Genomic DNA, 18,185 nt, shown 5'->3' with positions numbered 1-18,185 from the left:
TGTGACCATTACAGGCCCCGGCACTTGTGTCGGGGCCTGTTCTATTTGGAGAATCAAAAGATCGCAGCCTTCGGCAGCTCCTACAGGGAAATGCATTCCAACTGTAGGAGCTGCCGAAGGCTGCGATCTTTTGCTCTTCTCAGTTACCGCGTTTGCTGTTGATCTGCCGCAAGCGGTTGCCTTCGAAGCGCAGGTATTGATACATGCCGTTGTTCGGCCCGTAGGTCCATTCCTCGACCTGAAACTCTTCGCGGCGATTGGCGCTGCGCTTGTAGCCGAGCACATCGCGACTGACCGGCTCGCCGCATTTTTGCAGCACTTCGCTGGCGCGGTCGCCGAGGCTGATCAACTGGCTGCCGCAGCGCAATGTATCCGACGCCGACGCGTGGCCGGCGGCGCACGTCAGCGCGAGCACAGCCAGCCAGTCACGCACGGTCATTCTGCATCCAGGTGCATTTGCGTCACCACGCGGCCATCGCTTTCGGCCTCGCCGAGGTTGGCGTCGATGAAGTACACGCGGTCATCTTCGAGCTTGCCCTTGTCGACCAGGTAATCCTTGATGGTGCTGGCGCGATCCTGGCCCAACTGTCGCAACAGCACCTCGCTGCCGCTCCAGAACGCGATCACGCCCTGGCGCATTTTCGCCGTGCGTTCTTCCTTGCCCAGGTCTTTCCATTCTGCCGGTGGCTGGGTTTTCAGGCGAGTGCGGTAGATGCCTTCGAGCAATGCGCCTTTCTCGCCTTCGGGCACTTGCAGCAGCGAGGCCTGGGCCGGGACCTTGTCGCCACGGCGCTGGAGCATCTTGTAGTAGTTGTATTGGTATTCGCGTTCCAGACGTTGCTCGGCCAGCAGTGGCCCATCGCTGCTCTTCGCGGCAGTGCCTTCGATTTCCAGGCGCAGCGCCGGACGTTCCTTGAGCGCTTGCGACAGTTTCACCAGCGCCGCTTCGGCGTCTTTGCTCAGATCGCTGGAGCCCGGCGCGAAGGACACCGTGCCGAGGTCTTCGGAGCCGCCGCCACTGACCAGCCCGCCGATCATCTTGAACGGCGCGGCGGCAGCTTTGACGATGAGGTTGCGCAGGGTCTGCCAGACGATCGGCATGACGCTGAACTGTGGATTATTCAGGTCGCCGGTCACTGGCAATTCGATGGAGATCTTGCCGTCGACGTCCTTGAGCAGGGCGATCGCCAGTTTCAGCGGCAGACTCACTGCATCAGGGCTGTCGACCTTCTCGCCCAGTTGCAGTTGCTCGACGACGACCTTGTTCTCGGCTTTCAACTGACCCTTGGTGATCAGGTAATGCAGATCAAGGTTGAGCCGGCCCTTGCGGATGCGGTAGCCGGCGAATTTGCCGGAGTAGGGCGTCAGGGTCGTCAGTTCGACGCGCTTGAAACTGGTGGCGATGTCGAGGCTGGCCATAGGGTCGAACGGATTCACCGCACCCTTGATGGTTACCGGCGCATAACGGTCGACTTTGCCTTTGATATCGACGCTGGCCGGCTTCGCCTGACGACTGTCGATGGTGCCGATCTGGCCGTTGAGCTGTTGCACGGCGGTGGCGAAGTTGGGTGTCAGACTGAAGTCGGCGAAGTTGGCCGAGCCGTCGTTGATCGCAATCGCGCCGATGTGAATGCCCAGTGGTTTGTCCTTGCCGGCCGGTTTGGCTCCGGCAGGTTTGGCGCCGCTGTCCGCCGGCTGCGGGATCAGCAGGTCGTCGACGTTGGTGGTGCGATCGTCGTTGATCATGAAGCGCACATACGGCTGCAACAGGTTGACCTTATCGATCGACAGGCTGTCGCCGTGCTGATAGTTGATGCCGTCGACCACCACCTGCTGCCATTTGAGGAAGTCGCGGGTCTTGAGCGTATCGAGGGTGTGCAGTTGATCGATCTGCGCGCGGCCGGTGACGCTGAGGGCCAGTGGTTCGGTGCTCTTCAGGTTGACCTTGAGATCACTGCCGAGCATGCCGCTGCGCAGCTCCAGACGAATGAACGGGTTGATGTAGGACTGCGCGACACGCAGGTCGACGTCCTCGGTTTTCACGTTGAGCTGGGCGTTGACCGGGGCCAGATTGACCGTGCCGTCGGCGCTGATCTTGCCTTGCTTGCCCAGGCCGCTGTCGAGCTTGAGCTTGAAGGGCGAGCCGTTGAGGCTGTCGAAATCCTGCAGATCGACGTTCAGCGGGGTGATGTCCAGCGCCACCGCCGGTTGCGCCGAGCGGTCGGCGAGATGGACCGTGTAGTTGCGCAGTTGCACATCCTTGACCAGCACCTGCCATGGCTTGCTCGGTGCGCTTGGTTCAGGTTTCGGCGAGTCGGCAGCAGCAGGTGTTCCCGCCGGTTCGGCAGCGGCTTTGGCAGCCGGTTTCGACGGTTGGCTGGCGAACAGTTTCTGCCAGTCCAGTTGGCCGTCGGCTTCCAGCGCCGCCCAGGTTTCCAGCTTGTTGCTGCGGATCTTGCCGACCACCACCTGTTGCTTGGCCAGGTCCAGCGAGGTTTCGCTGACGTCGAGACGTTCGAGCCTGGCCAGTGGGCGCCCATCCGGGGCCTTGATGGCGAATGGCGCAATGCTCACCGCGACGTTGTTCAGCAGCAGTTCGGTCTGTTTCGACAGGTTGAGTTTGTACTCGGTGCTGAGGCTGACCACGCCGTTTTCCAGCACCAGCGGCACGGCGTCACGCACGTAAGGCCAGAAGGATTTCATCTGGCCATCGGTGACTTTCAGGGTGCCTTCGGAGGTGAACGGGATCAGGCTGAAATTGCCGGTCCAGTCGATCCGCCCGCCAGCGGGGCCGATGGCGACGAGGGTCATGTCGGCGCTGTCCTCAGGCAATGTGCTGAGGTTTTTCAGCTCGAAACTGAGGTCGTCGTAAAGAAATTCGATCGGCTCACTGGGACGCATATCCTGGAAATGCACCACGCCCCCGGCCAGTTTGATGTTGTCGATGCGCAGCGGAAACGGCTTGGCGTCGGGATCGGCGGGTGTCGGCTCGCTCGGCGGCACGTTGAACAGGCCCAGCAGGTTGAGCTTGCCGTCCTTGGCGAAGAGAATTTCGCTTTTGGGTTTGTCCAGTTCGATGTCGGACAGATGCAGGGCTTTGGTCCACAGGCTATCGATCAGCAGGTTGGCATAGAGGCGATCGAAGCCGACCTGCTCCTTGCCCGGTTCGCCGATGACTAGGCCCCACAGGGTGACCTCAAAGCTGAACGGGTTCAGTTCGATGCGCTGCAGATGCGCCGGCACCGTCGCGTAGTTGGCTAGTTGCTGGTTGGCCACGCGCAAGGCAATGCCCGGCAGGATCAGAAACCCCAGCAGGCCGTAGAGGGCCAGGGCTGTCAGCAGTGCGCCAATCGCGCGAATCAATCCTTTGGGCATGTGCGGCTTCATCTGTCTGAATCGGAGTGCCTTGGAGTATGGCACGCGATTCTGGTTCCGAAGTGCTTGATGTGGGACAGGATTGTTCAGAAATTTCTGTAGGAACAGATCTCCCTTGTGGGAGCGAGCCTGCTCGCGAATGCGGTGGTTCAGTGAAAAACAAGTCGACTGACACTGCGCTTTCGCGAGCAGGCTCGCTCCCACAGGGGAATGTAATCGCTCATGCCTGAGGGATCACAGCTGCAAGATCAGCGTCTTCAACGGTGGTTGCTGGTCCTGGGAAGGGAAGTCGGCGCCCGGGGTCATCACGCTCCATTCGCGTACCGGGCGACCGGCTTTTTCGGCGCAGCGCAGCACTTGTTCGCGCCAGTCGTCCATGCTGACTTTCGCCAGGTTGTTGCAGCAGATCAGCACGCCGTCATCGGCGGTGGTCAGCAGCGCGGGTTTTAGCAGGCTCTGATAATCGCGCAGCAGATCGACGGTGCCGAACGCACTTTTGGCCCACGCCGGCGGGTCGAGCAGCACCAGATCGTATTGGCGTTGTTCGAGGCGCTGATAGCTTGGCAGCTTCTGCCCGCGCCGCTGGCTGATCGGCAGGCCGGCGAGTTGGCGGATTGCCGGGAAGTAATCGGACTGAATGAATTGCATCGGCGGCAGCTGCGGGTTGAGCAAACCATTCTCCCGACCGACCGCCAGATTGCCCTCGGCAAAGTCCAGGTTGCACACCTCGCGCGCACCGCCCGCCGCTGCACTGAGGCCAACGCCACAGGTGTAGGCGAACAGGTTGAGCACACTTTTGCCTTGCGCGTGGTCCTTGACCCAGCCACGGGTGTTGCGCAGGTCGAGGAACAGCAGCGGATCCTGCCCGGCATGACGCCCGCGCACTCGATAGTTCAGACCCCATTCATGCCCGACCAGATCGGCCAGTGCAGCGTCATCGGCTTTATAGACGCTGTCTTCGCGATCGATCCGCGAGTTGCCACGGGAACGGTCGTTGTAGACCAGCAGGCTGTCGAAGCCCAGCGTCTGGTTGACCATGGCATGCAGTTGCAGCAGGTCGTCACGTTCGAGCGTCTGGTGAAAACTCTGTACCAGCAATTGCGGACCGTAGCGGTCGATGGTCAGGCCGCCGGCGCCTTCCTGGCTGCCGTGGAACAGCCGATAGCAATCGGTGCCCTGGCTGTGCAGCACAGCGAGCAGGTCCTGGCGTTGATCGAGGGCGGCGCGCAGCGCCTGATTCAAGGAAGACATGCGGGCGCCTTGCTGAAAAAAACGCGAAGCTTAGCAGTCGCGGAGCTACAAGCGGCAAGTTTCTAGCTGCAAGCGAAAAGCGAAAAGCTGCGCGGACCGCTTTAGCTTGCAGCTTGTAGCTAGAAACTTGCAGCTCTCAAGTATTGAGCCGTTTATCAACGAGGTCTTGTACGACGCTTGGATCAGCCAGGGTGGAAGTATCGCCGAGACTGTCGAGCTCATTGCAGGCAATCTTGCGCAAAATCCGCCGCATGATCTTGCCCGAGCGGGTCTTTGGCAGCGCCGGCGCCCACTGGATCAGGTCCGGTTTGGCGAAGCTGCCGATTTCCTTGCTGACATGCGCCAGCAGGCCTTTCTTCAGCTCTTCGTTGGCCTCGGTGCCGTTCATTGGCGTGACGAACGCGTAGATGCCCTGGCCTTTGACGTCGTGGGGATAACCGACCACGGCGGCCTCGGCGATGCTGTCGTGCAGCACTAGGGCGCTTTCCACTTCGGCGGTGCCGATGCGGTGGCCGGAGACGTTGATCACATCATCGATGCGTCCGGTGATCCAGTAATCGCCGTCCTCGTCACGGCGGGCGCCGTCGCCGGTGAAGTAATAGCCGGGGTAGGGTTTGAAGTAGGTGTCGATCATCCGCTGCGGATCGCCGTAGACACTGCGGATCTGCGCCGGCCAGCTCGATTTGATCGCCAGCACGCCGCTGCCGGCGCCTTTGATTTCCTTGCCGACTTCGTCGAGCAATACCGGTTGCACGCCGAACATCGGTTGCGTCGCGCAGCCCGGTTTGATCCGTTGCGCGCTGACCAGCGGGCTGAGCATGATGCCGCCGGTTTCGGTCTGCCACCAGGTGTCGACGATCGGGCAGCGCTGTTCACCGACGGCATTGAAATACCATTCCCACGCTTCCGGGTTGATCGGCTCACCGACGCTGCCGAGCAATCTGAGGCTGGCGCGCGAAGTTTCCTTCAATGGTCCGGCGCCTTCGCGCATCAACGCGCGCAGGGCGGTGGGTGCGGTGTAGAAAATGTTGACCTTGTGCTTGTCGATGACCTGCCAGAAGCGCGAACTGCTCGGGTAGCTCGGCACGCCTTCGAACATCAGGGTGGTCGCACCGTTGGCCAGCGGCCCGTAGACGATGTAACTGTGGCCAGTGACCCAGCCGACGTCGGCGGTGCACCAGAATACTTCGCCGTCGCGGTAATCGAGCACGTACTTGAAGGTCATCGCCGCTTGCAGCAGGTAGCCGCCGGTGGTGTGCAGCACGCCTTTGGGTTTGCCGGTACTGCCGGAGGTGTAGAGGATGAACAGCGGATCTTCGGCGTCCATCGGTTCCGGCGGGCAATCGTCGTCGACTTCGCGTACGGCCTGGTGATACCAGAGGTCGCGGCCTTCGACCCAGTCGACCTGGCCCTGCGTGCGCTCGACCACCACCACGGTGCTGACGTTCGGGCAACTTTGCAGTGCTTTGTCGACGTTGTTTTTCAGCGGCACAAAGCGGCCGCCGCGCACGCCTTCATCGGCGGTGATCACGGTACGACAGTCGGCGTCGAGAATTCGATCACGCAGGGAATCCGGAGAGAACCCGCCAAACACTACCGAATGGATCGCACCGATTCGCGCGCAGGCGAGCATGGCATAGGCGGCTTCGGGGATCATCGGCATGTAGATGCACACCCGGTCGCCTTTCTTCACGCCACGGCTTTTCAACACGTTGGCCAGGCGGCAGACGTGGTGATGGAGTTTGTTGTAAGTGATCTGCGCCGATTCGGCTGGGTCGTCGCCTTCCCAGAGCAGCGCGGTCTGTTCGCCACGTTGGTCGAGGTGGCGGTCGATGCAGTTGTAGCTGACGTTGAGCTTGCCGCCAGCAAACCAGGCCGCTTCACCGGTTTTCAGGTCATAGCGCTGCACGGTCTGCCACGGCGTGCTCCAGTCGAGAAAACGCGTGGCCTGCTCGGCCCAGAAGGCGCTGGGGTGTTCAATCGATTCGCGGTACAGGCGCCGATACTCGTCCTGGCTCAACTGCGCGGCCTGGCGCACGGCATCGGCTTTGGGGAACGTGCTGATATCGAACATGACGGTTCCTTATTCTTGTGGTGCGACACGAATAAAGATGCGCCGAGCGCTGCGCAGGTTCAAGTCATGCGCCAAAACAACTGTGGGAGCGAGCCTGCTCGCGAAGGTGGCGGATCAGTCAACACAGTGTTGAATGACGCACCGATTTCGCGAGCAGGCTCGCTCCCACAGGGAACAGCGTTATGCCCGGAGGCTTTTATCAGCCGCGATGACGCCCGCGGAAGTAGTTGATCAGGCCCTGAGTCGAGGCATCGTCAGCCACAGTCTCGTCGCTGCCGACCAGGCGGTTGTAGACGCCTTTGCCCAGTTCCTTGCCCAGTTCCACACCCCACTGGTCGAAGGCGTTGATGCCCCAGACCACGCTTTGCACGAACACTTTGTGCTCATACATCGCAACCAGCGCGCCGAGGCGACGCGGGCTGATGCGTTCGACTACCAGGGTGTTGCTCGGACGATTGCCCGGGATCACCTTGTGCGGCGCCAGTTTGCGCACGTCGTCTTCGCCCATGCCTTTGTCGCGCAGTTCGGCTTCGGCTTCCGGCAGGGTCTTGCCGAGCATCAGCGCCTGGCTCTGCGACAGGCAGTTGGCGTACAGCCACTGGTGGTGGTCGGAAACCGGGTTGAAGCTGACGATCGGCACGATGAAGTCGGCCGGGATCAGTTGGGTGCCCTGATGCAGCAACTGGTGGTAGGCGTGCTGACCGTTGCAGCCGACGCCACCCCAGATCACCGGGCCGGTATCGGTCGACACCGAGGTGCCGTCCTGACGCACGCTCTTGCCGTTGGACTCCATGTCCAGCTGTTGCAAGTGCTTGGTGATGTTACGCAGGTAGTGGTCGTACGGCAGGATCGCGTGACTCTGCGCACCCCAGAAGTTGCCGTACCAGACGCCGAGCAGTGCCAGCAGCACCGGCATGTTCTGTTCGAACGGCGCGGTCTGGAAATGCTGGTCCATGGTGTAGGCACCGGACAGCAGTTCCTTGAAGTTGGACATGCCGATCGCCAGGGCGATCGGCAAACCGATCGCCGACCACAGCGAATAACGGCCGCCGACCCAGTCCCACATCGGGAAGATGTTTTCTTCGCGGATCCCGAAGGCCACCGCAGCGGCGTTGTTGCTCGATACAGCGATGAAGTGGCGATACAGCTCGGCTTCCGAGCCGCCCTGTGCCAGGTACCAGGCGCGTGCAGCCTGAGCATTCTTCAGGGTTTCGAGGGTGTTGAACGACTTCGACGAAACAATGAACAGCGTGGTCTCGGCGCGCAGTTTCTGCGTCAGCTCGTGGAATTCACTGCCGTCGATGTTCGCCAGATAATGGCAACGCACGCCTTTCTGCGCGTAGGACAGCAGTGCTTCGGAGACCAGCTCAGGACCGAGGAACGAACCACCGATACCGATATTGACCACGTCGGTGATCGGCTTCTCGGTGTAGCCACGCCACAAGCCATCGTGAATGCGGCCGACCAGATCGGTGATCTGGTTCAGCACCTTGTGCACTTCCGGCATCACGTTGACGCCGTTGACCGACAATTTGTCGCCAACCGGGCGGCGCAGGGCGGTGTGCAGTGCCGGGCGGCCTTCGGAAGCGTTGACGATTTCGCCGTCGAACAGCGCTTTGATCGCGCCCTTCAGATCGACTTCGTTGGCCAGACCCACCAGCAGGTTGCGGGTCTCGGCGTTGATCAAATTCTTCGAATAATCGAGAAACAGGCCGCAGCTGCTGAGGGTGAATTGATTGAAACGCTGCGGATCGGCGTTGAAGGCTTCGCGCATGCTGAAATCCTGCATGGCTTGGCGGTGATCTTTCAACGCTTGCCAGGCGGGCAGAGCGGTAACGTCGTGAGGAGTGCGGTAGTACGCCATCGCTGCGGTTTTCCTTTTTACTTGAACGGCCTTTTGAACACGGTTCAGATCAGCCATGCCCTTTTAATGCATGGGATCAACTGCGTCGACACGAGATCTGGACACAGGGCGAATACAGTAAACCTCGCGCTGCAATCTGTCTTGACTTTGTCTGACCAGATCCCTGTACTTTTTTAACATCCGCAGAGGAATTTGGCCGACAAACGGAGGTGCCCGGAAGAGTTTCGCCCAACCGGCATGCCCCGAAAACACCTGTGGGAGCGAGCCGGCTCGCTCCCACAGGGAAATTCGTTGCTGCTTAAATCGGGCTATCGAGATTCAGGTGCAGGTTGTCGATCAGCCGCGTAGTGCCGAGGAACGCCGCCGCGAGAATCACCAGATCGCGGTCGTCCGCCGTCGCCGGACGCAAGGTCAGGCCATGACGGATTTCCAGATAATCCGGACGCAGCCCCGCCGATTCCAGCACCTGCAACTGCGCAGCGATCAGCGCTGGGTAATCGCGCTCACCTTGCTTGATCGCTTCGGCAATGCTGCTCAGCACGCGATACACCACCGGCGCCACGGCGCGCTGGTCTTCATTGAGGAAACCGTTGCGCGACGACAGCGCCAGACCGTCCGCTGCACGCACGGTCGGCTCGCCGATGATCTGGATCGGCATGTTCAGGTCGTGCACCAGTGCGCGGATCACCGCCAGTTGCTGGTAATCCTTCTGGCCGAAGATCGCCAGATCCGGCTGGACCATGTTGAACAGCTTGCTGACCACCGTCGCAACACCTTCGAAGTGCCCCGGACGGCTGGCGCCACACAGTCCTTCGGACAATTGCGGCACGCTGACCCGGGTTTGTCCGGCCATGCCGTCCGGGTACATCTCTTCAACCGTCGGCGCGAACAGCAGGTCGCAACCGGCCTCGAGGAGCTTTTCCTGATCGGCGGCGAGGGTGCGCGGATATTTGTCGAGGTCTTCGCCGGCGCCGAATTGCAGCGGGTTGACGAAAATACTCGCGACGACGAAATCGACTCGCTGGGTAGCTTTGGTGATCAGTGCGACGTGGCCGCTGTGCAGGTTGCCCATGGTCGGCACGAAGCCGATGCGCTTGCCTTCACTGCGCGCGCGGGCGACGGCGGCGCGCAGTTCGCGTACGGTTTTGACGGTGTTCATGCAGAGAATCCGTGTTCGATGCCGGGGAACGTGGTGGCTTTGACTTCGCTGACGTAAGCCTTCAGCGCGGACTGGATGCTGTCCTGACCCTGCATGAAGTTCTTGACGAATTTGGGTACGCGGCCGGTGATCGACAGGCCGAGCATGTCGTGCAGCACGAGCACCTGGCCGTCGGTGGCGTTGCCGGCACCGATACCGATCACCGGAATGCCCACGGCCTGGCTGATTTCCGCCGCCAGTTCGCTCGGTACGCACTCGAGCAACAGCATGGCCGCACCGGCCTGCTCCAGCGCGATCGCATCGGCACGCATCTGCCGCGCCTGGTTCTCGTTGCGGCCCTGCACTTTATAGCCGCCGAGGAGGTTCACCGCTTGCGGGGTCAGGCCCATGTGTGCGCACACCGGCACACCGCGCTCGGCGAGCAGGCGGATCGACTCCGCCAGCCACAGTTGACCTTCGACCTTGACCATGTGTGCACCGGCCTGCATCAGCATGGCGCTGTTGGTCATGGTCTGTTCGAGGGTGGCATTGGCCATGAACGGCAGGTCGGCGAGGATCAGGGCATCACCATTGCCACGCTTGACGCTGGCGACGTGGTAGGCCATTTCCGCCGTGGTCACTGGCAGGGTGCTGTCGTGACCCTGCAGGACCATACCGAGGGAGTCGCCGACCAGCAGCACTTCGACACCGGCCTCGTTGCAGGCATGGGCGAAGGTCGCGTCATAGCAGGTCAGCATGGTGATTTTTTCACCTTTCTGCTTGAGGCTCTGGAGCGTCGTCAGGGTGATGGCTGGCATGTAAAAAATCCTCGTTCAGGCGCTCTGGAAACTGCTGCGAGTCACGCGCGTGATTCTTCATCTACTCAGGCGCACGGTCTTGTGTCGTGCTTTGAAAGGCCTGGATTGCGCCCGTATGTGCCGGGTTGGCGGCAGCGGGACGCCTATAGTCGTGATGAGCCAACAGGAAGTCAATTGCGTGTGTTACCGCATTGTTACGCGGGCGGTGTTACCGGCGTTACTGATGCGATTCAGCGGCGCGGCGGGCCTGATTCGGGGGGTTTTTGTCTGACAATAACCGTGAATATCACCCGATCAACTGTAGGAGCTGTCGAGTGAAACGAGGCTGCGATCTTTTGATCTTTAGAATCAAGATCAAAAAATCGCAGCGTTCCGCAGCTCCTACAGTGGAATTTGTGTCAGGGCTGGGAGATGCGCTCAAGACCGACGAACGGGCAGGCGGCCAGCAGGTCTGTCAGCGTGCGGCCATCGGCGAAACGCAGATCCTGTGGCGCCAGTTCAGCCAGGGGATAGAGCACAAAGGCCCGCTCCTGAATCTGATAATGCGGAACTTTGAGCCGTGGCTCATCGATCAGGCGATCGCCGAACAGCAGAACATCCAGATCCAGCGTACGTGGCCCCCAACGCTCCAGACGCTCGCGGCCCTGCTCATTCTCGATTGCCTGCAAGGCGTCGAGCAGCTCTAACGGTGCGAGCGCGCTGTCGAGGGCGACCACAGCATTGGTGTAACGCGGCTGGCCCGGCAACAGCGAATCGCTTTGATAAAAGGCTGAGACGCCGCAGAGGGTGGTCTGCGGCAATCGCCCCAGCGCCGCGACGGCGCTGCGCAATTGTCCGGCCGGGTCAGCGAGGTTGCTGCCCAGGCCGATGTAGATGCGTTCCATCGCTTACTCGCCCGTCGCGCTCGAAGCACCGGCGCGCTTGCGCTTGGAACCGCCGCTGCGGCGACGCTTGCGTGGCGCGCCGCTGGCATCGTCACCCTTGCCGCTGAGGTCGCGGATCATGTCGCGACGCTCGCTGTCGTTGGCGTCCTGATAATCGGTCCACCATTCGCCGAGACCGTCGGTCTCCTCGCCGGCGCTTTCACGCAGCAGGAGGAAATCGTAACCGGCACGGAAGCGCGGGTTGTCCAGCAACAGATCGGCGCGTTTGCCACTGCGCCGTGGCAGGCGTTCCTGCATGTCCCAGATTTCGCGGATCGGCATGGTGAAGCGCTTCGGAATCGCGATGCGCTGGCACTGTTCGGCGATCAACTCATGAGCCGCTTCCTGCATCGCCGGGATTGGCGGCATGCCACGTTCCTGCAGTCGCAACACGCGTGCCGGCAGCGCCGGCCACAACAGCGCAGCGAAGAGGAACGCCGGGGTCACCGGTTTGTTCTGCTTGATGCGCAGGTCGGTGTTGGTCAGCGCTTCGCTGATCAGCGTGTGGGTGTATTCGGGGTTGTATTCCAGCGCCTCGGCACTGGCCGGGAACAGTGGCGCGAACAGCTGCAGATCGACCAGCATTTCAAAGGTGATCGCGCCGTGGCCGGAGAGGAACAGCTTGAGCACTTCTTCGAACAGCCGCGCCGAGGGAATCTCGCGCAGCATCGGCGCCAGCTCACGGATCGGCTGCACGGTGTGCTTCTCGATGCCGAAGTTGAGCTTGGCGGCGAAACGCACGGCGCGCAGCATGCGCACCGGGTCTTCCTGGTAACGCTGCTTCGGGTCGCCGATCAGGCGGATCAGGTGATTGCGGATGTCGTGCACGCCATTGGCGTAATCGAGAATGCGCTCACTGACCGGATCGTAATACAGGGCGTTGATGGTGAAGTCGCGACGTTGCGCGTCTTCTTCCAGAGTGCCGTAGACGTTGTCGCGCAGAATGCGCCCGCTCTCGTTGCGCGAAGACTGGTTGCTGTCTTCGTCGTCTTCGTTGACCGGGTGATTGGCGCGGAAGGTCGCGACTTCAATGATTTCGCGACCGAAATGGATGTGCACCAGCTTGAACCGGCGGCCAATGATTCGCGCATTGCGGAATTCGGCACGGACCTGCTCGGGGGTGGCGCTGGTGGCGACGTCGAAATCCTTGGGCGTGATGCCCAACAGCATGTCACGCACGCAACCGCCGACCAGATAAGCCTGGTAACCGGCACCTTGCAGGCGTTCGACAATGTTCACCGCATAGCGGCTGAACTGCGTTTTCTGCAGCGAATGTTGGCCGCTGTTGAGCACTTCAGGGGTGCTGCGGATGTGTTGCGTACGACGCACGGGAGTTCGGAATGACTGGAACAGCTTCTTCAGCATGGGATGCACTGTTTGAAGGAATGTTCGGCCATACCAAAAGAATGACCGCATGATGGGCGCAGATTCTAGCATTTAGTCGGGGGATGGTGTAGGACGCAGCAGATATGAGCTGCAAGCCGCAAGCTGCAAGGGTCGAGCGAGGAAAACAGGGGGTTTCGGTGCGGGAGAAACTACAAGGGGAGCCGAAGCTCCCCAAGAAGTAGTTGCGTGCTCTTTTTATTATTGATTCGGGCTTCTTGTTTTTGTTGAGTGCCCTCGCCACGAAGTGTTTTCTTCGTGACCCTCCCAATCGGGAGCCAAGAGCAAACGGATTGCTTTGGTCGCTGAATTGCAGTGATCTGTCGATCCAACCAGTACAGGCTCTGTCTTAGAACAGTTTTTGTTGTTCTCGGCCTGGTCGTGGGGCAAGCCCCAAATACAACGCCTCTCCAAAAGAATCAGTTAGCTGCGCCTCTCGCCGTCTTGTTTTTATTGTGCGTGAGTCGATTCGTCTTATTTTTATTGTCTTGTGCATTGCTTGTTATTGTTCTTGTACCAAACATATAGCAGGGTGCGTGCCAACTTTTGTCCCGTCCAGTAAAACAAGGGGTTAGGTCGATATAAGCGTTTTGCAGGGGCGAAAAAAAGCCGGGGTTTCGTTACCGATAACCCCGGCTTCTGTTACGTGAATCGACTGCGGTAACAGTTTTTTCACATTGTCATGCGTTACCCGCGCACGCGGTGGGTAACGCTCAGCTCTCGCTGGCGACCCCGGTCTTGCGTCGCGGAATGCCCAGACGCTGGCGGCGTTCCCACAGACATTTGCGGCTGACGCCCAGTTTGCGTGCCAGTTCGGTCTCGGTCATGTGGTCCTGATGCTCGAGGACGAAGTGCTGGAAGTAATCCTCCAGCGACAGATCCTCGGTCGGCTCATGGCTGCTGTTGCTGGCGTTACCGCCGGTTTGCGGCGGCAGACCGATGAACTCGTCGTCCTCCAGATCGCTCAGCTCGATGTCGATGCCCAGCAGGTCGGCCGAAATCTCCGGGCTTTCGCTGAGAATCACCGCGCGCTCAACTGCGTTTTCCAGCTCACGGACGTTACCCGGCCAGGAATAGTGCCGGATCGCCTGTTCGGCATCGGCGGCAAATTTCAGGTCGTTGCGATTGATCCGCGCGCTCTGGCGAGCGAGGAAGGCATTGGCGATTTCGTTGACGTCGGCGCCACGCTCGCGCAGCGGCGGCAGCTTCAGGGCAATCACGTGCAGACGGTAATAAAGGTCTTCACGGAACTGACCGATTTTCGCCAGGCTCTTCAGATCGCGGTGAGTTGCAGCGATCAGGCGCACATCGACCTTCTGCGACTGCACGGAACCTACGCGGCGAATCTCGCCTTCCTGCAACACACGCAGCAGGCGAGCCTGAGCTTCAAGTGGCAGTTCGCCGATCTCATCGAGGAACAAGGTGCCGCCGTCCGCCGCTTCGACCAGACCGGCGCGACCGGCGCTGGCCCCGGTGAACGCGCCTTTCTCGTGGCCGAACAGTTCGGATTCGATCAGGCTTTCAGGAATTGCTGCGCAGTTCACCGAAATCATCGGCGCCTTGGCGCGTTTCGACAGATTGTGCAGGGCGCGGGCCACCAGTTCTTTACCGGTGCCGGACTCACCCTGAATCAACACGTTGGAGTCGGTTGGCGCGACTTTGCGGATCTTGCTGTACAGGTCCTGCATCGGTGGGCAGGAGCCGATGATGCCAATTTCACCATTGCTGTTATCCACAGCAGCTTTGCCATTGCCAGCGGCAGGCTTGCTCGCGGTGGCTTCGCCGGCAGCCGGCGCCGACTGGCGATCGCGCAGGATCCGCGCAACGGCCTGAAGCATTTCATCGTGGTCGAACGGCTTGGCGATGTAATCGACCGCGCCCATTTTCATCGAGTCGACCGCCGAGCGCAGGCTGGCGTAACTGGTCATGATCAGCACCGGTGTGCCCTGGCCGAGCTTGATCAGCTCGGTGCCCGGAGCGCCCGGCAGGCGCAGGTCGCTGACGATCAGATCGAACGTAGGAATGGTGAAGCGTTCTTGTGCTTCCTGCACTGATCCGGCTTCGCTGACCTGGTACTGGTTGCGTTCCAGCAGGCGGCGCAAGGCGGAGCGGATAATGGTTTCGTCTTCGACGATCAAAATGTGCGGCATTGATTCGATACTCTCGACGGTCTCAGTTCACAGCGGACGTCGCTTCGACATGACGCGGTAAGGTCACCCGGATACGGGTGCCGCGTTGGCTTTGTACATCAGCCGGGCTGTCGATGGTGATTTGTCCATAATGCTCTTCAACGATGGAATAGACCAGTGCAAGGCCCAGACCGGTGCCTTCACCCGGATCCTTGGTGGTGAAGAAAGGTTCGAACAATCGGTCCATGATGCTCGACGGAATACCGCTGCCTTCGTCTTCGACGATCAGATCGACCGTGTGTTCGCCGGCTTCGCTCTTGACCCGTACCGCACTGTGCGGCGGCGAGGCGTCGCGGGCGTTGGAGAGCAGATTGATCAATACCTGGGCAAGCCGTTGCGGGTCGCCTTCGACCCAATGGTCGGGATCGCACAGGTTGTAGAACTGCACTTCGAAATTGCGTCGGTTCAGCGCCAGCAGGCCGATGGCATCCTGCGCGACTTCGGCCAGGCACACCGGTTCGTCGCTGTGCTGATGGCTGCCGGCATGGGCGAAGCTCATCAGCGACTGGACGATGCGCGAGACGCGTTTGGTCTGCTCGAGAATCTGCCCGCTGATTTCCGTCAGCTCGCCGTCGTCTTCGCGCTCTTCGCGCAGGTTTTGCGCCAGACAGGCGATGCCGGTGATCGGGTTGCCGATCTCGTGGGCTACACCCGCTGCGAGTCGACCGATGCTGGCCAGCCGTTCGGAATGCACCAGTTTATCTTCGAGCATCTGCGTTTCGGTCAGATCCTCGACGAGTAACACCAGGCCACTGTTACCCGGGGCCAACGGCTCGTCGATCGCCGCTTTGTGCAGATTCAGCCAGCGGGTCTGACCATCGAGGGCCAGGTGCTGTTTGTGCAAATGCTCGTCGGGCAGGTTGATGAAGCCTTGCAGCAGTTCTTTCCACGGGTTGGCGATGGTGCTCAGGCGCGAACCGACCACCCGCTGCGCGGCGATGCCGGTCAGCTCTTCCATGGCCTTGTTCCACATCAGGATTTCCTGATCCTTGGCCAGCGAGCAGACGCCCATCGGCAGTTCCTGCAAGGTCTGGCGGTGGTAGCGGCGCAGGGCGTCGAGTTCGGCGGCCAGGCCGGTGAGGCGCGAATGGTAATCCTCGAGCCGGCTTTCAATAAAGTGAATGTCTTCGGTGACGTAGTTTTCGCCGCCAGCCTTATAAGGCAGGAAGGTTTCCACCATGTCCTGCGCGACGCTCGGGCCCATCAGGCCGGACAGGTTGGCCTCGATGCGGTCGCGCAACCGGCGCAAGGCATACGGCCGGCGTTCATCGAAGGGCAGATACAGATCGCGCAGCGCTTGCTCGACCTCTTTCTGCGCAGCCTTGGCACCGAGCGGCTTGGCCAGTTGCGTGGCAAATTCCTGCGGCGAAGCGGCGTGCAGTTCGCGGCGCTGAGGGCGGCGCACGTTATCCACGGCGCAGGCTTCGGCGGCACTGGCTTCTTCCGGGCTGGCGTTGGTGAACAGTGAGATCAGGGTGAACATCAACACGTTGGCCGCCAGCGAGGCGATGGCCGCCATGTGCCAACTGGTGTCGTCGAGCACATAGATCATGTTCAGCAGCGGGATATAGAAACCCTGCAGATTGCCGACCAGCGGCAGCAACATGGTCACCACCCAGACCGTGATCCCCGCCAACAGACCGGCAATGAACCCACGGCGGTTGGCGGTCGGCCAGTACAACACCGACAACACCCCGGGCAGAAATTGCAAAGTCGCAACGAACGCGACGATGCCGAGGTTGGCCAGATCCTGCTCGACGCCGAGCATCAGGTAGAAACCGAAGCCGGCCATGATGATCGCCACGATCAACGCCCGGCGCGTCCATTTCAGCCAGCGGTAGATGTTGCCTTCGGCCGGGGGTTGATAGAGCGGCAGCACCAGGTGGTTCAGCGCCATGCCCGACAAGGCCAGAGTAGTGACGATGATCAAACCACTGGCGGCGGACAGGCCACCGACGTAGGCAAGCAACGCCAGCGGTTTGCTGTTGGCGGCAATGCCGATGCCGAGGGTGAAATATTCCGGGTCGGTGGTAGCACCGAGTTTCAGCCCGGCCCAGAGTATCAGCGGCACAGCGAGACTCATCAGTAGCAGAAACAGCGGCAGGCCCCAGCTGGCGCTGACCAGCGAGCGCGGATTGAGGTTTTCCGTAAAGGTCATGTGATACATGTGCGGCATTACGATCGCCGAGGCGAAGAACACCAGCAGCAACGTGCGCCACGGGCCTTCCTGTAACGGCGTGTGCAGGGCGGCGAGGGCGGTCTGGTTTTGCAGCAGCCACAGTTCGAGCTGTTGCGGGCCGTCGAACACGCCATACAGCGCGTACAGGCCAACACCGCCGAGGGCGATCAATTTGATGATCGACTCAAAAGCGATCGCGAACACCAGCCCTTCATGTTTCTCGCGCGTGGCGATGTGCCGGGAACCGAAGAAAATCGTGAACAGAATGATCAGCGCACAAAACGCCAGCGCCACGCGGCTCTGCACACGTTCGCCGGTGAGAATACTGATCGAGTCGGCCACTGCCTGGATCTGCAGGGCCAGCAACGGCAGCACGCCAATCAGCATGAAAATCGTGGTCAGCGCACCGGCCCAGGTGCTGCGGAAGCGGAAGGCAAACAGGTCGGCCAGCGACGACAGTTGATAGGTGCGGGTGATCTTCAGGATCGGATAGAGCAGCACCGGCGCCAGCAGAAACGCACCGGACACGCCGAGATAACTGGACAGAAAGCCGTAACCGTACTGATAGGCCAGGCCCACCGTGCCGTAGAACGCCCAGGCACTGGCGTAAACCCCCAGCGACAGGGTGTAGGTCAGCGGATGGCGAATGATCGCGCGCGGGATCATGCCCCGTTCACTGACCCAGGCCACGCCGAACAGCGCCGCCAGGTACGCGGCGCTGATCAGGATCATCTGGGTCAGGCTAAAGCTCATCGGCATCTTTTTGGCTCTGCAGGATGAAGGTCACGACAATCAGGATCAGCCAGAGCAGATAGGGGCGATACCAGGCGCCCGTCGCGTCGATCCACCAATCCATGATGGCGGGGGAGAACAGGTAGATCCCGACGACCAGAAGCAGGACCAAGCGATAGATGTACATCCCGGCCTCTCTTTTTTATGCGCGTGCCCGAAAACGTGCGGCGATGGTAACGGATGGGCGCGCGACTGCAAG

12 protein-coding genes are annotated in these 18,185 nt (G+C 60.8%); all 12 read right to left on the bottom strand.

Features of this window, described 5'->3' with window-relative positions; genetic code table 11:
* Window positions 1–139 precede the first annotated feature (139 nt).
* Complete coding sequence (locus tag AB4N53_RS15455) at window positions 140–439, bottom strand: DUF2845 domain-containing protein (RefSeq protein ID WP_460121513.1); 300 nt, start codon at window positions 437–439, stop codon at window positions 140–142.
* Complete coding sequence (locus AB4N53_RS15450) at window positions 436–3,387, bottom strand: DUF748 domain-containing protein (RefSeq protein ID WP_460121511.1); 2,952 nt, start codon at window positions 3,385–3,387, stop codon at window positions 436–438. The genes AB4N53_RS15455 and AB4N53_RS15450 overlap by 4 nt, the downstream gene beginning before the upstream one ends.
* 222 nt (window positions 3,388–3,609) lie before the next feature.
* Window positions 3,610–4,626 carry a class I SAM-dependent rRNA methyltransferase gene (locus AB4N53_RS15445; protein ID WP_434766755.1) on the bottom strand — a complete coding sequence of 339 codons (1,017 nt, stop codon included), beginning with the start codon at window positions 4,624–4,626 and terminating at the stop codon, window positions 3,610–3,612.
* 136 nt (window positions 4,627–4,762) lie between these two features.
* A complete protein-coding gene (gene acs / locus AB4N53_RS15440) occupies window positions 4,763–6,700 on the bottom strand; it encodes an acetate--CoA ligase (RefSeq protein ID WP_460121509.1) in 1,938 nt (645 codons plus the stop codon).
* A 199-nt stretch (window positions 6,701–6,899) separates the two neighbouring features.
* Complete coding sequence (gene pgi, locus AB4N53_RS15435; RefSeq protein WP_016773160.1) at window positions 6,900–8,564, bottom strand: glucose-6-phosphate isomerase; 1,665 nt, start codon at window positions 8,562–8,564, stop codon at window positions 6,900–6,902.
* Window positions 8,565–8,862: 298 nt separating this feature from the next.
* Entirely contained in the window at window positions 8,863–9,723 is an 861-nt protein-coding gene (panC, locus tag AB4N53_RS15430) for a pantoate--beta-alanine ligase (RefSeq protein ID WP_460121507.1), read from the bottom strand.
* Window positions 9,720–10,520: a 3-methyl-2-oxobutanoate hydroxymethyltransferase gene (gene panB, locus AB4N53_RS15425; RefSeq protein WP_460121505.1), complete on the bottom strand. Its 801-nt coding sequence runs from the start codon at window positions 10,518–10,520 to the stop codon at window positions 9,720–9,722. Before panB ends, panC begins: the two co-directional genes overlap by 4 nt.
* A 398-nt stretch (window positions 10,521–10,918) precedes the next feature.
* The gene (folK, locus tag AB4N53_RS15420; RefSeq protein ID WP_460121502.1) at window positions 10,919–11,404 is read right to left on the bottom strand and encodes a 2-amino-4-hydroxy-6-hydroxymethyldihydropteridine diphosphokinase; all 486 of its coding nucleotides are present in this window, start codon (window positions 11,402–11,404) and stop codon (window positions 10,919–10,921) included.
* 3 nt (window positions 11,405–11,407) lie between these two features.
* Window positions 11,408–12,808, bottom strand: coding sequence for a polynucleotide adenylyltransferase PcnB (locus AB4N53_RS15415; RefSeq protein WP_016773164.1), 1,401 nt, complete (start codon window positions 12,806–12,808; stop codon window positions 11,408–11,410).
* Between the two features lie 731 nt (window positions 12,809–13,539).
* Complete coding sequence (locus AB4N53_RS15410) at window positions 13,540–14,976, bottom strand: sigma-54-dependent transcriptional regulator (RefSeq protein WP_460121500.1); 1,437 nt, start codon at window positions 14,974–14,976, stop codon at window positions 13,540–13,542.
* A 22-nt stretch (window positions 14,977–14,998) separates the two neighbouring features.
* Entirely contained in the window at window positions 14,999–17,953 is a 2,955-nt protein-coding gene (locus AB4N53_RS15405; RefSeq protein ID WP_460121498.1) for a sensor histidine kinase, read from the bottom strand.
* On the bottom strand, window positions 17,937–18,113 hold the full coding sequence (locus AB4N53_RS15400) for a hypothetical protein (protein ID WP_003176118.1): 177 nt from the start codon (window positions 18,111–18,113) through the stop codon (window positions 17,937–17,939). The genes AB4N53_RS15405 and AB4N53_RS15400 overlap by 17 nt, the downstream gene beginning before the upstream one ends.
* Window positions 18,114–18,185: the final 72 nt, after the last annotated feature.

The organism is Pseudomonas sp. H3_E04 (genome assembly GCF_054668915.1).
Note: the sequence above shows the minus strand (reverse complement) of the source record. Positions and strands in the feature narration are given on the sequence as shown.

Bases quoted from the DNA above. Each gene is read 5' to 3' on its own strand.
- AB4N53_RS15455 (WP_460121513.1), bottom strand. From the start codon at position 439: ATGACCGTGCGTGACTGGCTGGCTGTGCTCGCGCTGACGTGCGCCGCC.
- AB4N53_RS15400 (WP_003176118.1), bottom strand. From the start codon at position 18,113: ATGTACATCTATCGCTTGGTCCTGCTTCTGGTCGTCGGGATCTACCTG.
- acs (WP_460121509.1), bottom strand. From the start codon at position 6,700: ATGTTCGATATCAGCACGTTCCCCAAAGCCGATGCCGTGCGCCAGGCC.
- AB4N53_RS15450 (WP_460121511.1), bottom strand. From the start codon at position 3,387: ATGAAGCCGCACATGCCCAAAGGATTGATTCGCGCGATTGGCGCACTG.
- AB4N53_RS15410 (WP_460121500.1), bottom strand. From the start codon at position 14,976: ATGCCGCACATTTTGATCGTCGAAGACGAAACCATTATCCGCTCCGCC.
- pgi (WP_016773160.1), bottom strand. From the start codon at position 8,564: ATGGCGTACTACCGCACTCCTCACGACGTTACCGCTCTGCCCGCCTGG.
- folK (WP_460121502.1), bottom strand. From the start codon at position 11,404: ATGGAACGCATCTACATCGGCCTGGGCAGCAACCTCGCTGACCCGGCC.
- AB4N53_RS15445 (WP_434766755.1), bottom strand. From the start codon at position 4,626: ATGTCTTCCTTGAATCAGGCGCTGCGCGCCGCCCTCGATCAACGCCAG.
- panC (WP_460121507.1), bottom strand. From the start codon at position 9,723: ATGAACACCGTCAAAACCGTACGCGAACTGCGCGCCGCCGTCGCCCGC.
- AB4N53_RS15415 (WP_016773164.1), bottom strand. From the start codon at position 12,808: ATGCTGAAGAAGCTGTTCCAGTCATTCCGAACTCCCGTGCGTCGTACG.
- panB (WP_460121505.1), bottom strand. From the start codon at position 10,520: ATGCCAGCCATCACCCTGACGACGCTCCAGAGCCTCAAGCAGAAAGGT.
- AB4N53_RS15405 (WP_460121498.1), bottom strand. From the start codon at position 17,953: ATGCCGATGAGCTTTAGCCTGACCCAGATGATCCTGATCAGCGCCGCG.